Here is a 14,059-nt window from a genome sequence, read left to right on the forward strand (position 1 = left end):
AAACCCAAAGCTATAACTTTGGGTTTTGTATTCAACAGCTACTTGCTATCTCATCATTTTCTTCGGTTTCTGCATTATCTATCTCAACATCCACCTTCGTACTTGGAATCAAATCAGCAACTGAAATTTTTAACATATCATCAATTTCTAAATCACTTACCCTATCCAAAACCACATCATAGAACGAGGTAATACCATGTAGCTTGTGCTTTAACTCATCACTTACGAAGCTCAGCTTTGATAAGTATGAGATTTGGAAAACCCTACCTGCCAGCTCTTTTGCCGTAAATGACTGACCTTTATAGATCTCTGTCATTTCAAACTGTTCGTAAGCGACAAGGTAAGAGAAGATTGATCTTAGCTTAGCATTATCTACGAATGATACACCTTCAGCCTTTGTTATGGCTGAAAAAATTGATATCACCGAATCTCTATTTTTTACAGAAATTTTAGATGTTCCGTAAACGTTGTCGAGGATTGTTAATGCCATATCGATATAGTCAGAAACAAGCTCGTCAATCAACTCATACCATTCGGTTTCAACGGATTCATGGATGACCATTGCCCTGATGATAAATGCCTTCTCAAGCTTTTGAGCAATTGAAGACAGCTCGCGTTTCTTGAACTGTTTGATATCACCGTCTTCGATTTCAAAAGCTTTCATTCTCTCTTTCAGGTTCATGTAAGAGCGATAAAGAGAAGCAAGCATTCCAACAACCGTACAGTGACGATTGATGTTTTGATCGATTACGTCTTCCTTGATATCTTTAATAAACAAAAGCTTTGGCTGATCAATCAAATAGGCAATTGCCTCATGATAGTCATCTTCGCGCTTTTGTTGATTACGAAGCCTTTCAAGCTCCTTCCTTTCTTCTTCTGTAAGAACTGGTTTTGGATCTTCATTTAAAGGTTTTGCGCTTTTATTTACTATTATTTCAGACGCAGCTTCTTTCTTTTGTTCAATTTTTTGTTCTTTCCTGTAAAGCTCTAAAGCATAATCAAGCATTTCCTGATGGAAACCCTTATCCTCATCTTTGAGGACTGTTATTACCTTTAGATGCTCTACACCTCCGATCACGCCCATTGTTTTGCAGATGAAATACGCACCACTATCGGATACTAAGAAACGATATTTATGACGTTCAGATTTTTTAATACGCCTATACGAAAGCGTACCTGAGATAAAGCTTAAATCTTTAGCTTTACATGGTGTTAGAGTCTTTATTTCATTACTTAAAACTAAACCTGGAAATCTTTGATTAAATCTTTTGTTAGCGTGATCAGAGAAAACGAATTCATACGGATTCATCCTCTCCACCTTTTATTAATAAATTTATATTTTATTTAGGTCAAAAAGACCCTTTTTCATAAATGATACTAACAAAAGAATCTGATGTTGTACATAGAATTAATAAACAAAAGCCCCGTATTTACGGGGCTTTAAGGCTATTTTTAATTTTATACCCTATATTTTTTAACTCTTGAATCTGAGAGATAAGCTGTATAAATTTTGTCCATTGATGTGGATGGTTGATAGAAATTCCCTTGCATTAACTTAAAGCCTCTGTCCCTAAAGTTATTGCTTGATTTTAGGTTCTCTACCATCTTTATAACTACATCAATAGACTTACCTGCCATATTGTCCTTAACTTGAGACATGATTTTCATATCAGCCTTATTCGATATCATCATTGAGTTTATTTTTACGCCTGTGATGTTCACATTGGCGGATAACTGGCTAACGATCAACGGGCTAGTCATATCATCTACAACAACCCCGAAGCCGAGATTGCTCAGGTTAATCAGGTTCTCCAGTACCTGAATATTCCTTTTCATAGCTATCGACTCAGAGACCTCAAACTCAATCATTTCAGGCTTAACTAAAGATGAAGTTAAATGCTTATTCACGATAGAGATAAGCTTTTTCTCCAGCAACTGCTTTTCTGAAAGATTGATTGAAATTTTAAGGTCAGTCCTACCTAGCAACTCAAACTTACGCGCCTCTATGAAGACCTTTTTAACAATAAACTCTGTTAATTTACCCAACCCACCATTCATATAGAACATGTCTATCAATTGCGCTGGTGATACTTGCTCATTTTTCTTATCCCATCTCAGAAGCGATTCTAGAGACACCATACGCTCTGATTTGATATTTATCACTGGTTGGTAGACTAGTGACAACTCGTCGTTCTCCAAAGCAGACGGAAGCTTTAAAGAGCACTCGCTTACATCCGTTTCAATATCAAAGAACTTCTCCTGGCAAACTAAGATATCATCATCGTGTTTTGTAAATGCATAAAGGAGCTTATACACAGAAATATCCACCTTATCTTCCATGCTTACAGGAAGAGCAAAAATTCTAAAGTGGCAATATGAAGAGTGGTCAGAAAGTCTATTATGAATAGCAATAAGATCTTGTCTTGTAAGAGGCGCTTCTAAACTTACAAAAGAGATCACCCTCTTGAAATCAAGAGAACCAACGTGATTTAAGAAAAGACCGTTTGACTCGTTAATATAGAAAGAAAACGAGTTGATAAATGAATTTACAGTGAAGTTTTCGTTCCTTGTAAGGGCAATATCAAAGACGTTCGTGACCTCAAGAACAAAAATGAAGTGATACTTGTATCCAGAATAAACATAGTCAGAAACCGATCCATTTAGCATTTTTTCTCTGAATACCATGACATCGTTTTTGGTCTGAAATAGGTCTTTATCAACTCTAAAGAGCTTCTCTGAAGACTCTTTCTTCAAAAGCTTCCCAAACAGCAAATCTTTGGTGCTAAGATCACCTGAGCCAATCATTCTTACTACATTATTTAACCGATCAGACTCTTTAGAATAAACTGAAGATTTTCTCATCAAGATAAGCAAGCAGCCAAGAAGAAGACTGATGGTAATCACATAGGAAGACACATCCACCAGCCTGAAGGCAGAAAAGTAGCTGTTATCATAAGATGGGATGGCTACTATAATATCGACTCCCATTTCACTGTGTTGCTTTGAAACATAGAACCCATCAATCTTAGTCGCTCTTTGCGCTAGGTTAGAATTGTAGATTAAATTACTGACAAAACTAGGTTCTATTACTGTACCATTCTCTTCAATGATAATGATTGTATTGTTTACAATATTAAAATAGTCGAAATGGTGCGATTCTTTTAAAGCATGAGTTTCCTCACTTATATTAAAAGTAACCAAAATCGCGTAATCCAAAGGAATGCCATTTTCCAATTTCTGAAATTGGTGATATACACTCACTGATTGATTAGGAACATCATATTTAATCTGATAGAACTTACCACCAACAATAAGACTCTTATAATTTTGTACACTTAAGACCTCAGGGAACTCCGCCGTTCTACCTATAAAATGACACTCCCACTTTTCGTTATTTTGCGAATAAACGATAGTGTCTATTTTATCTTTATCATACATATTTGCTTGTGTTAGCATGATGTATGATTGCTTATAAGTCTCTATCCTGTGTAAAACCCTAGACAAGTTAGTTTTAGCAATATCACTTACATGGTTAGACCGCTCGGTTGTAGCTTCTAGATCTTCATATTCTATTTCTAAGATCTCGATAAATAAATTAAAACACAGCACTAATATTACAAAAACAACAATAGCAATTGACTTGGCAAAATTCATACACACCTCTACTCAGGGCGCGAATTCTAACATAAATCAAGTTGTTATAAAAATATAATAAATTAAACAAAATCAGCTAGTTATGAAAAAGAAAATTTATCAAACCATTGACTCTGCCAGCACCGCTGAAAGATATGAAGTAGCAAGAAAGTTAAGGGAGGAATTTCCTGACATGGTTGCGTTTATTGATAGCGCAATGGAAGTGTATATTGATGAAGACATTTTTTCTAAAGATGAAAATGTGCGTAGTCTTGCATATATAGAAAAATTCAAGAAGCAGAACAGCCAGAACAATCTGGCATTTATCGAGTCTTTGTTCTCTCGTCGTATCATTACCCTGACGAATACCAAATCAGGCGGTGGATGGGTTGTTTTCGTAAAAAAGAATCGAGTTATTAGCTCACAATTTGACAAAAACTTAAACTTTACGAGCAAATTTTCAATTGAAACCAATAAATACAAAAGACTAACCAATCCAGTGAAAAACCTTTATGGGGATTCTGTCATTAACAACGAAGAAATGAGTAAAAAAATCATTACGGCTTTAAAAAGCAAAGTTAGTAAAGAATCATCCGAATTGACTTTTCAATAATTTATGGAACTCATTTACTTTTTCAGTGTTCTGGCAAAGATCTGGGTCTAATAGAACAATAGCCATACATACTTCAGAGTCTAGCGTATTATTCGTTATGTCATCTTTGCTAAACACCAATTCTTTATTAATTTGATTCAATATATCGAGCTTTACAAGGCTGAGTGCAGCCAAAAATTTCTTTTGGGCGACTGACAGTTTTGATGATACTAAAATCACCAACCTTTCATCCTCAACAGAAAAGTAAGCAATATCGTTACCATGTAAATTTGCATTTACGATTTGCATTCTTTTCGATTTTATTAGTTTATCAAATGAGTAATTCTTGTTGCCTGTTGTTTTTTCGATATAATTTAGCGCCAAGTTTATTCTTTTCATTATTATTTATGTCACTCTTAGCAGCGTCCTAGATAACTCTTCTGTGAGTGATCCCTCCACATTTTTTTCAACCACAGTCACTCCAAACCCATACTCACTTAAGAAGTATTGGATGTAATCTAGGTCTCTGGGCTGGTTTTCATGATCCATATTGATTGGCTTTCCATAATCGAAAGCATAAAAGTTTTCATTTTGTACGTAAAAACAAATCCTGATCTTACCTGTTTCTTCACAGCTTGAAACGACTACCTTGTAATCACTAGGTTTAGCAATAATTGCTTGCTTCGCTATCTCGTATAAGCACTTCTCAATTCGAACAAACGACAATGTTCCCCAAAGCGCCTCATTAGCAAGCATTGGATTTACAACAGATACGTTATACTTAGATGATTTAAAGATAAACTGAACTAGGCATCTAATATCATCTTGAAATGATTCAAATGATTCATAAGTGCTCGCGCTGTTGAATGACTCACCATTATCAAAGAAGTGGCTTTCAGCATCACGTTTAAGTGAAACTCGCATTGGTATCATGAACAGTTCATGCTTGTCACCGCTAACTGCAATCTCGTCTTTTGCGATTATTTTGAAGTACTTTTCATACTCTACATAATCAAAAATTCCTGGTTTGTAATCTTCATAGTTAAAGATTGAACCTTCAACTTTAACTGTGCAAGTCATACCGTTAGCCGAAAAGAATTGTTCAAGCTTACTTGAAAGATTGTTGCGAATAATTGGCGGTAATACACCATTCTCTTGATGAGAGCCAAAATGTGATTTGATGATAACTGGCAACATCACCAAGTAATCGACACGCTTATCATCATTTTCTTTGTAGTACCTGCTTGATGAAAGTCGTCTGATCAGGTCAATGATGTACGAGCGAGTCAAGTCACTATACAGCGAGTGATTCTTCAGTTTCTCCAGAAGATCACTTAAAGACTCTTGGTTTTTTAAAGCAAAATTAAATGCCAACTTAACAAAAGATTCTACATCTCTGTTCTCTTCAATACTTTTAACGATCTCTTCTAGAATTAAGCCAGGATTATCCATCTTTTTAGCCGCATCGTAGATGCTGTTTGTAGATTCCTTCATTCACTTGCCGTTCATTTTATATTGAAATTGAGGGAATGATACTCCCTTAGTAAGAAAGAATCAATCCCTCAAGATGGTTTTTTAAGCAGACTTTATGTTGTTGATTTTGTTAGCCTTGTGCGAGTTAAGAAAGCTAGCGCTTAGGTTATTAATAAAGAAATCAGCAAGCGTTTTGAACTCTTTTTCTTTAGAATCTTTTTTATTTATCATTCTAAAGACATTGAATCCAACTTTGCTTTTACCATCAGAACCCACTCTCACTTCCACTCTAAACGAAGCTCCGTTGTCAAAGTTAAAATCGTATTGCTTAACACTTGCATCGGTAGCGCAACATTCTTTCTCAGAAACCAAATCAAAACGTCCCATGTAACCTCTACTGCACTTGATGTTTGCAGACTTAGTTTCATAGAATTTTTGAGAGCACATATAAGTGAAATAAACTTCTATTAAACTCTTTAATGATTCATACTCAAATGGATTGCTTATGTAACCGTTGTAAGCCTCAACTCCTACAACCTGCATGTTCTTATCGCAGATAGAACGCGCCTCGAAGTATAGTTTTGGAAACAACTTAGACATCCCTAACAGAATCTCTGTGTCGATTCCTGCATCCTGAGAATTAACCGTTCCTGAAACTAAAGCTGTTGAGTCATTGACCAAGCTTACACACCTCATACCAATAGAGTAATCCGCATTTTTTATTATCGACTTAATTGAATTAAGGGAGTATCCCTTACTCTTAAAGTCCTTTAGGTTATGCTGATTGCAGTATGCTACGAAATCTTTCACTACCGATGAATCGCCTGTTACTTTTATTTTATATTTCATTTTATTATTCTTTTCTTTTGTTATTATTTGATTTTTTATTTGATTTTTTATTTGCTTAATTTATTTTCTCATTTCTTCTTTCCAGTGTTTTCTGCAAAAAGAGACATATTTGTCATTGCCACCGATATCAACCTGACTACCACTTTTTACAGGATTACCCTCCGAATCATATCTAACAACAAACGTGGCTTTTTTACCACACTTACAAATTGTTTTAACCTCTCTAATCTTATCAGCGAGCGCCAGTAGTCTCTTGCTACCAGGAAACAACTCACCAAATGAGTCTGTTCTTAAGCCATACGCCAACACAGCTAGCCCAAGGTCGTCAGCAATATCTGACAACTGGTCTACTTGAGCTTCTGACAAGAACTGAGCCTCATCAACAAACACAGCCCTTACAGGCAGTTCACTCTCTTGTGTTTTGATGATCTCTTTAACTTTTTCAAATAGGTTGTCATTAGGCTTCACAGCATGAGCATCTGCCTTAAGACCAATCCTTGAGCCTATTACACCAACTCCTGATCTGTCATCTACCATAGGAGTCATAAGTATCGTACCCATACCTCGCTCATTGTAATTGTAGCTTGCTTGCAAAAGTGATGTGCTTTTACCAGCATTCATACTTGAATAGTTGAAATACAGACTCATTTTCTTCCTACCTTTATTTTTTGCTTACTTAATCGTGGGTTAACTATTTCTTTCCTGAAAGCTCGATACAAGCTTTCAAATCCTTCACCATGATGAATCGAGTACTTACTACCCATCTCTAATTCATGCTGACAAAACTCTTGGATTCCATGAGCTGCCTGATGACAAAACATGGTCAACATATGAAACTGCCATATCTTTGTAGAAAACTGCCCTATATCGGGATCATTTTTGAAAGATGAGTACTCTTCTCTAGTTAGATTAAGAGGTTTGCCTGATGGAGAAAAAAATGACTTCATTGCTAAAATTACTTCGCACTGGACGAGACCGTCCTCTGAAAGATTGATTTCTTCATAAAAACCATATGAGTGCTTTCTAGACCGATCCCAATCGAGAGTAACTTTAATGTCAAAGTTCTTTGGAAGTTGTGGTATAAGTTTTCGCGCTACCGCGATACATTCTTTTTTAAGGGGGTCAACAAGCTTACTGGAATCTTCCTTGAGCTTGTCAAAAACTTTATTAATTGAAATTTCTTTTTTTTCTTTCTCTATGTCTCTACTCATTGAGTAGACCCAAGACTTTGCTTTATCCCTGCCTATTAACGGCTTACAGACACATAGATAATCAATACGGTCTCTAAGTAACTCCATCTGCTTCACGTCAGAAAATTTGAATGAAGTATCCTTCCCATTAACTTTCTTATTGTTAATGTGAAAAACGCTCGTCATTCTAGTTTCTATGTCTTGAGCCAGCACAAAGTCTTCAGCGGATAATGAATCCTTGTCCATGCCATGATCATGAACATAGCTAAAAACCAGCATTGGTATTTTTTTTACTATACTCATAGATTTGTCTTATCCAAATTGATTTAATGGTCTTATTTTGATAACTTTACATTCTAAATAAACTAAATAACTTTATCAATTATTATGGAGTCATAATGTGTGATCAAATTCGGCTGAATTCTCAGGCTATTAAAATGCTAAAAAGCAAAACAGTTCGCCCTGAGACTAGCCTTAACCAACAAATAATAACAACACACACTAAGTTTGCTCGCACCAATTTCAAGCTAAACTCTGACAAGGTTGTTATCATATCGAACGATTTTCAAAAGTCTTGTAAGCTTACAAGCTTGTTTATCCATAAAATTCTAACATTGAGAGATATTGAAACTCTTGATTCAGTTATTTATTTAAATAGGTTTGTTGGCGATCATATTATCATAGATTTTGATCAGCTTACCCATTTACTCACTCATGTTAAATCTGGCACTTCACTACCGAAGTACAAGAAGGTCTACATTATCGCGGGTAAAGATATATGTGATAAACGTATTTATGATGCCAGTATCCTTCTAAGAAATCCGACAGAAACTCAGAATGTTATCTTATGCCATTTTGATTCAGAATCTGAAACCGTTAAAGCTGATGAAGCTAGCAATCCTTTTTCGATGCTGGAAACAACAACATCGACAAGTACAGACACGTTAGAAGATAACGACAATGTTCTCATCATTAATAATAATGATAAAAACACAAAAAATGAAAAGCCAGCTTTGGTAACTGACTCTTCAAGTGATTATGTAGAGGGAATCCCAAGCTTTTTGCAGGGAAAGAAGATATCTAACGGTTAAATCCTATTTTAAACGTTAAAGCTTTCACCGCAGCCGCACTGGTCTTTTACGTTCGGGTTGATGAACTCAAATCCTTTATTTAACCCTTTTATTTTATAGTCAAGTATTGAACCATTTAGCAGCACTAAGCTTTTTTCATTTGATACCAAGGTTACACCTTTATCCTGGATAATTACGGATCCAGGCTTTTCTTCGTATGGGGCTAAATCGTCTATAAACTCTAAAACATAACTGTAACCTGTGCATCCAGAGGTTTTGACCCCCACAAAGAGTCCTACCCCATTTTTCCTTGCTTTGAAGGACTCTTGTACCATTCTTGCTGCTTCATCGCTAATTCCAATAGTTTGCATCTGTACTCATTCCTAGTTTTGTTTTGATTTGTAGTTTGCTATCGCGGCTTTTATTGCATCTTCAGCCAGAATTGAACAATGAACTTTCACTGGTGGTAATTCTAGCTCTTCTGCTATCTGGCTATTAGAGATTTCTATAGCCTCATCCACAGTCTTGCCCTTTACCCATTCAGTGACTAAAGAGCTTGACGCAATTGCGGAACCGCACCCATATGTTTTGAACTTCGCATCCTTTATAATTCCATTTTCAACTTGAATTTGAAGTTTCATTACGTCACCACAAGCAGGAGCGCCTACCATACCAGTCCCAACATCTTTCGATTCTTTATCCATTGAACCAACATTTCTTGGGTTTTCGTAATGATCGATTACTTTATTAGAATATGCCATTTTTAATACCTGAGTAATTTACTATGGTATTATGTTTTCATATTTAAAGATTAAATTCAAACAATATCTATAAAACCTTATCCGCACATTAAAATTGAATATAAAATCAAAAATACCCATTAATTGACAAACACTTGCGCTTGCAGTAAGTTCTATGCATCGTTCTTTATATTGGTGCTGATATGAATAGAGAATCACTTTTACACTCTATAAGTGGTGAAGTCCTAATTGCTACAGAATTGTTCATAGATAACATGTCCACTGTTCAGCTCAACGGAAGTTGCAATAAGGTAAATGTTCAAGATCTGGTAGAAGATATCGTGATACTATCTAGCTTTCAGGCTTTCACTATATCTGATGACACGCTTAAGAAGGGATTTATTGAGTTTATAAATGATACTAACCTCAACACGGCATATCAAAAAAGCTCCAGTGGCAATGACCCACTTCTCGGTATGAATCATGATGTTTTCGGCAATCTAGTACTTAAGTACAACCACTTTAATGAGGTAAAGCCAAAATTTCACGATGAACTTTTCGAAAATTCATTTGATTCAGGCATCGAGTTAAAAGATGCTTGTCTTATACAAAAACACTTTTCTGGGAAAAGTGAATTCAACAAACTCCATCCTGTCCTTCGCCGCTCTATGCTTCCTACGCAAATGGTTCGAAATTTTGAAACCACGGGAAATAGTTATTTCTTATTATACATAGATTGCATTCTAAGGTACATTAATGTAAGATATGTGGAATATGCTGAAGCATGTGCAAGAAAAATTGGCATAGCAACGCAAAAGAGAAAAGAAAACCATTGATGATTGAAGCAGGCTCGCCCTGCTTCTCTATTTAAATCATTAATTAATTAAATAAATAAATTGAAGGAAAGAGACAGATGAATTCTCCTGCTCAGATTTTAGATAACAGTGCAATTGCAACATATCAATCACTAATGCTACGTGATGATAAAGGCAGCTATGAACACTACTTGGCTATGGTGTCATTTGCGAACAAATGCAGCACTCAGTATTACGTAAATGATGTTTCAATCATTCCTGATGCAGATTATGACATTCTGTACCGAGAGATTCAAAAGTTCGAAAAATCCAACTCAAACAATATTGAGTCTACCTCACCAACTCAGCGTGTTGGTGACAAGCTTTCTGATAAGTTCAAATCCGTTAAGCATAAGAAGCCTATGCTTTCACTTGATAACGCCTTCGATAACGAAGAACTTAAAAAAACAATGCAAGGTAAAGCAAGCGTTGGTGGCAAGTACGTAGCGGAATTGAAACTGGATGGTCTAGCACTATCTATTTTTTACAAGAACAACAAGTTTGCATACGCTCTAACAAGGGGCGATAAAGAATATGGCGAGGATGTGAGCCATACAGTTAAAACCATCACTGACATCCCTATGGAACTTGATTGCGACATTATCATCCCTGAACTTGAAGTTCGCGGTGAAGGCTTTATGCTCAAGAAGCAATTAGAAGATTACAATGCCAAAGCCGAAGCAAATGGCAAAAAAGGCTTAGCAAACGCAAGAAACGGTGCTGCTGGAGCAATCCGTCAACTTGATCCTAAACTGAGTAAAGAAAGAAACCTTAGCTTTATTCCTTATGGTCTAGGTTATATTGAAAGTGGCGATCTTGATATTTCTAACAGTCATTTTGAACGACTATCCATGCTGCATAAGTTTGGTTTCCGTAAAAGCCCATACACTAAACAACTTTCATCAATCGAAGATATGTATAATTTCTACGATGAAATTGAAAATATTCGATCTGATATTCCTTTTGACATTGATGGAATTGTCTTCAAAGTTGATGATGTTGAAAGACAGGAAGAGCTAGGATACACGAACAGAATCCCTCGATTTGCTATTGCTAGAAAATTCCCTGCAATGACAGCCAACACGGATTTAAAGTCATCTGATGTTCAGGTAGGTCGTACAGGCATTTTAACTCCTATGGGGCGCGTAGAGCCTGTGCATTGTGGTGGTGTTACTGTATCCAACATTACCCTTCACAATTTTGAGAAGGTAGAAAAGCTCGGTTTACGAATCGGTGACACTGTAACCATCTCTCGCAGAGGCGATGTAATCCCACATCTTGAGGGCGTACTTGAATCAAATGGTGGAGAGTTAATTAAACCGCCGACTCACTGCCCAGTATGTAATGCACCTACTATGACCAAACCAGATATTATTGGTATCTTTTGTAGTGCAAGGTTAACTTGTCCAGCGCAGGCTATTGAAGCGATCTCGCACTTCACTGGCAAGAAGCAGATGAATATTGAAGGTATCGGTGACAAGATTGTTGAAGCGCTATATGAAAAAGGGGCAATTAAAAATGTCCTTGACCTGTACAAACTAGATATTGACGACATTCAATATCTACCAGGCAAAGGTATCGCAAGCGCTAAAAAAGCGATTGCGAGCATTCAAGCTTCAAAACATTGCCGCTTGGATAAGTTCATCAACAGCATTGGTATTCCTGGTGTTGGCGAATCAACGTCAAACGACTTAATGAAATACTTTGGCTCACTCGACGCGATTATGAATGCCAGCCATGATGAATTAATCAAAGTCAATGATGTGGGTGATGGTACTGCAAGTAACATCATTGAGTTCTTTGCTAGTCAAGAAAACATTGACCTTATCAATGGTCTTCTTGAGGTAGGGATTACCTTTGAAGAAGTCGAAGCTGCATCAAGTGAATTAGCAGGTCAAACGTGGATTGTTACTGGCACATTGGAAAACTTTGATAAAAACAGCATCAAAGAACTCCTTCAACAGAAAGGCGCTAAAGTAAGCGGCTCTGTAAGTAAAAAGACAAGCGCTGTTCTTTATGGTGATAAAGCTGGAAGCAAGCTTTCTAAAGCACAAGAACTACAAAACAGCGGCGTTGATATTAAGATCTTGAACGAAGCCGACTTCATGGCTCAATATATGAGCTAAGAGTCAATCTTCTTGCAAATCAAAGCCGCATCAACGATGCGGCTTTTTATTTGAATATAAATATTGTTGAGCGATCTGTCGGATGATATAATTCACATAATATAAATAATAATAAAAAAGAAATGACATGATTTTAAATAACCAAACTCGCCCAACAAGAAGCTATCAATTTGATAACGCTGACAACGCAATTTTATTCTCTGCAAGGAAAAGACCTCGCATATCTAAATCATATGCTGAATCGCACTTATCCTTATTAGAAGATATGAACAGATGCAAGCAAACCATTTCTGAATCAATTACAGAGTCATTACAAAGTGTAAATGGAAAGGTTTGGAAGATTGATATCAAATCGCTTCCATCTATAGGCTTAATTTCATATGTTAGTGAATTAGGACGTGGAATAAGTAAGCCAAACTTTTCAATTGGTTCTGGTTACTTTTACAATGAATTAGATGGCTATCAAATTTCGGATGACCATGTTTATATAGTTTCCAAAAAGCCCATAGAAAAGGACGTAATATCTGATGTTATTGCTTATTCTGTAGCTGAAGAAATTGTTGCCACGATTGAATCCTTATCATCAGAGAATGAGATTCAGATGAAAGCCGAAAAAGTAGGAACCAACCTCATTCTAACGATACCAAACGGAAAAAGGCTCGTCACTACACCAGAACTTGAAAATACGATTTAATAAAAAAGACTGATTAATAATCAGTCTTTAATTTTTTATTTCGGCATAAACTCTAGGATTTTACCTTTAACATCATTGCAAACAGACTCAAAATCCACTTTCGAGATCTCACTTGCAAATCCTTTATAGCCACTAATGGTGCCAATTTGTTTAGAGCTAAATGGTGACTGTTCAGAGTTTCTCCAAACCTCCAAAATAGGAACCTTACCTGGTCTATCTTCGCATATTACGGCAACCTGAAGCTGTGAATCCTTATAGATTAGCTTCATTGCCCTTTTCAATTCTAGTGACCCAAAATATTGAATAATCGCTTCTTGGTTATTCATCTTAATTTCTGCTTAATTTATTAGTTTTGTTGATTCACAGTTCGTCATTTTAAATAAAACGTAACTTCTAACTTTTGTGGCATCAATCGGGGATAACTTCTGGATTTCGTTTTCCAAAAATGACGATCTTTCGCAAGATTCACAAGTATCAATGTACCAGTATCTTTCCAGTGGAGTAAGCTTGCTTAAACAGCTTTTGCAAGATGTTGATTCAGAGCTAACTGATACAGCCTCTAAATTTTGCTTATGATTAATAACACCTAACCTTGCTTTATCATCGAAAATCAAGGTCATTCTTTCGATTATAGACTCTGCCTTTTGCGATATATCAACACTCAAAACTTTTACCATTTGATTATTTTGTTTAATGCTATACCAAAAACAAGGCAATAGTCAATAAAAAAGAAGCACTTAAAGTGCTTCAATCGACAATGTTTCTACCCAAAAGCGCCAAGTGCTCCATCTAAATCTAATGAGCCTAAGCGAAATTAATTTAGGTGGTGGTGAAAGGC

General features: G+C 36.1%; 15 protein-coding genes. 5 read left to right on the forward strand and 10 right to left on the reverse strand.

Annotation, left to right across the window (positions count from 1 at the left end):
* Window positions 1-31: 31 nt before the first annotated feature.
* Window positions 32-1,309, reverse strand: coding sequence for a hypothetical protein (locus tag R7Q39_RS22365; RefSeq protein ID WP_045593017.1), 1,278 nt, complete (start codon window positions 1,307-1,309; stop codon window positions 32-34).
* 149 nt (window positions 1,310-1,458) lie between these two features.
* The gene (locus R7Q39_RS22370) at window positions 1,459-3,654 is read right to left on the reverse strand and encodes an EAL domain-containing protein (protein WP_318076881.1); all 2,196 of its coding nucleotides are present in this window, start codon (window positions 3,652-3,654) and stop codon (window positions 1,459-1,461) included.
* Between the two features lie 82 nt (window positions 3,655-3,736).
* Between R7Q39_RS22370 and R7Q39_RS22375 the strand changes: the two genes are divergently transcribed.
* Window positions 3,737-4,246, forward strand: coding sequence for a hypothetical protein (locus tag R7Q39_RS22375; protein ID WP_258636956.1), 510 nt, complete (start codon window positions 3,737-3,739; stop codon window positions 4,244-4,246).
* Here R7Q39_RS22375 and R7Q39_RS22380 read toward each other — a convergent pair.
* From R7Q39_RS22380 to R7Q39_RS22400, 5 genes are all read right to left on the reverse strand, one after another.
* Window positions 4,223-4,624, reverse strand: coding sequence for a hypothetical protein (locus R7Q39_RS22380; protein WP_258636957.1), 402 nt, complete (start codon window positions 4,622-4,624; stop codon window positions 4,223-4,225). The genes R7Q39_RS22375 and R7Q39_RS22380 overlap by 24 nt on opposite strands.
* 6 nt (window positions 4,625-4,630) lie before the next feature.
* Complete coding sequence (locus R7Q39_RS22385) at window positions 4,631-5,719, reverse strand: hypothetical protein (RefSeq protein WP_318076882.1); 1,089 nt, start codon at window positions 5,717-5,719, stop codon at window positions 4,631-4,633.
* 81 nt (window positions 5,720-5,800) lie between these two features.
* Window positions 5,801-6,547 (reverse strand): hypothetical protein, encoded by a 747-nt coding sequence (locus R7Q39_RS22390; RefSeq protein WP_258636959.1) that lies wholly within the window; start codon window positions 6,545-6,547, stop codon window positions 5,801-5,803.
* 60 nt (window positions 6,548-6,607) lie between these two features.
* Complete coding sequence (locus R7Q39_RS22395; RefSeq protein WP_258636960.1) at window positions 6,608-7,195, reverse strand: thymidine kinase; 588 nt, start codon at window positions 7,193-7,195, stop codon at window positions 6,608-6,610.
* Complete coding sequence (locus tag R7Q39_RS22400; protein WP_045593028.1) at window positions 7,192-8,040, reverse strand: hypothetical protein; 849 nt, start codon at window positions 8,038-8,040, stop codon at window positions 7,192-7,194. Before R7Q39_RS22400 ends, R7Q39_RS22395 begins: the two co-directional genes overlap by 4 nt.
* A 95-nt stretch (window positions 8,041-8,135) precedes the next feature.
* Between R7Q39_RS22400 and R7Q39_RS22405 the strand changes: the two genes are divergently transcribed.
* Entirely contained in the window at window positions 8,136-8,828 is a 693-nt protein-coding gene (locus tag R7Q39_RS22405; RefSeq protein WP_318076883.1) for a hypothetical protein, read from the forward strand.
* Window positions 8,829-8,836: 8 nt separating this feature from the next.
* Here R7Q39_RS22405 and R7Q39_RS22410 read toward each other — a convergent pair whose 3' ends face one another.
* Window positions 8,837-9,178 (reverse strand): iron-sulfur cluster assembly accessory protein, encoded by a 342-nt coding sequence (locus R7Q39_RS22410; protein WP_318076884.1) that lies wholly within the window; start codon window positions 9,176-9,178, stop codon window positions 8,837-8,839.
* A gap of 12 nt (window positions 9,179-9,190) precedes the next feature.
* Complete coding sequence (gene iscU, locus R7Q39_RS22415) at window positions 9,191-9,568, reverse strand: Fe-S cluster assembly scaffold IscU (protein ID WP_020331406.1); 378 nt, start codon at window positions 9,566-9,568, stop codon at window positions 9,191-9,193.
* Between the two features lie 182 nt (window positions 9,569-9,750).
* Between iscU and R7Q39_RS22420 the strand changes: the two genes are divergently transcribed.
* The 3 genes from R7Q39_RS22420 to R7Q39_RS22430 all read left to right on the forward strand — a co-directional run bounded on the left by R7Q39_RS22420 (window position 9,751) and on the right by R7Q39_RS22430 (window position 13,221).
* A complete protein-coding gene (locus R7Q39_RS22420) occupies window positions 9,751-10,383 on the forward strand; it encodes a hypothetical protein (RefSeq protein ID WP_045593031.1) in 633 nt (210 codons plus the stop codon).
* A 77-nt stretch (window positions 10,384-10,460) separates the two neighbouring features.
* Window positions 10,461-12,527: an NAD-dependent DNA ligase LigA gene (gene ligA / locus R7Q39_RS22425; RefSeq protein WP_318076885.1), complete on the forward strand. Its 2,067-nt coding sequence runs from the start codon at window positions 10,461-10,463 to the stop codon at window positions 12,525-12,527.
* A gap of 127 nt (window positions 12,528-12,654) precedes the next feature.
* Complete coding sequence (locus R7Q39_RS22430; protein ID WP_258636964.1) at window positions 12,655-13,221, forward strand: hypothetical protein; 567 nt, start codon at window positions 12,655-12,657, stop codon at window positions 13,219-13,221.
* A 35-nt stretch (window positions 13,222-13,256) separates the two neighbouring features.
* Here R7Q39_RS22430 and R7Q39_RS22435 read toward each other — a convergent pair whose 3' ends face one another.
* Window positions 13,257-13,547 carry a hypothetical protein gene (locus R7Q39_RS22435; protein ID WP_258636966.1) on the reverse strand — a complete coding sequence of 97 codons (291 nt, stop codon included), beginning with the start codon at window positions 13,545-13,547 and terminating at the stop codon, window positions 13,257-13,259.
* Window positions 13,548-14,059 lie beyond the last annotated feature (512 nt).

The organism is Vibrio sp. 947 (genome assembly GCF_033339115.1).
GTDB lineage: Bacteria > Pseudomonadota > Gammaproteobacteria > Enterobacterales > Vibrionaceae > Vibrio > Vibrio alginolyticus.

Coding starts and splice junctions, on each gene's coding strand:
- R7Q39_RS22365 (WP_045593017.1), bottom strand. CDS start 1,309: ATGAATCCGTATGAATTCGTTTTCTCTGATCACGCTAACAAAAGATTT.
- R7Q39_RS22370 (WP_318076881.1), bottom strand. CDS start 3,654: ATGAATTTTGCCAAGTCAATTGCTATTGTTGTTTTTGTAATATTAGTG.
- R7Q39_RS22375 (WP_258636956.1), top strand. CDS start 3,737: ATGAAAAAGAAAATTTATCAAACCATTGACTCTGCCAGCACCGCTGAA.
- R7Q39_RS22380 (WP_258636957.1), bottom strand. CDS start 4,624: ATGAAAAGAATAAACTTGGCGCTAAATTATATCGAAAAAACAACAGGC.
- R7Q39_RS22385 (WP_318076882.1), bottom strand. CDS start 5,719: ATGAAGGAATCTACAAACAGCATCTACGATGCGGCTAAAAAGATGGAT.
- R7Q39_RS22390 (WP_258636959.1), bottom strand. CDS start 6,547: ATGAAATATAAAATAAAAGTAACAGGCGATTCATCGGTAGTGAAAGAT.
- R7Q39_RS22395 (WP_258636960.1), bottom strand. CDS start 7,195: ATGAGTCTGTATTTCAACTATTCAAGTATGAATGCTGGTAAAAGCACA.
- R7Q39_RS22400 (WP_045593028.1), bottom strand. CDS start 8,040: ATGAGTATAGTAAAAAAAATACCAATGCTGGTTTTTAGCTATGTTCAT.
- R7Q39_RS22405 (WP_318076883.1), top strand. CDS start 8,136: ATGTGTGATCAAATTCGGCTGAATTCTCAGGCTATTAAAATGCTAAAA.
- R7Q39_RS22410 (WP_318076884.1), bottom strand. CDS start 9,178: ATGCAAACTATTGGAATTAGCGATGAAGCAGCAAGAATGGTACAAGAG.
- iscU (WP_020331406.1), bottom strand. CDS start 9,568: ATGGCATATTCTAATAAAGTAATCGATCATTACGAAAACCCAAGAAAT.
- R7Q39_RS22420 (WP_045593031.1), top strand. CDS start 9,751: ATGAATAGAGAATCACTTTTACACTCTATAAGTGGTGAAGTCCTAATT.
- ligA (WP_318076885.1), top strand. CDS start 10,461: ATGAATTCTCCTGCTCAGATTTTAGATAACAGTGCAATTGCAACATAT.
- R7Q39_RS22430 (WP_258636964.1), top strand. CDS start 12,655: ATGATTTTAAATAACCAAACTCGCCCAACAAGAAGCTATCAATTTGAT.
- R7Q39_RS22435 (WP_258636966.1), bottom strand. CDS start 13,547: ATGAATAACCAAGAAGCGATTATTCAATATTTTGGGTCACTAGAATTG.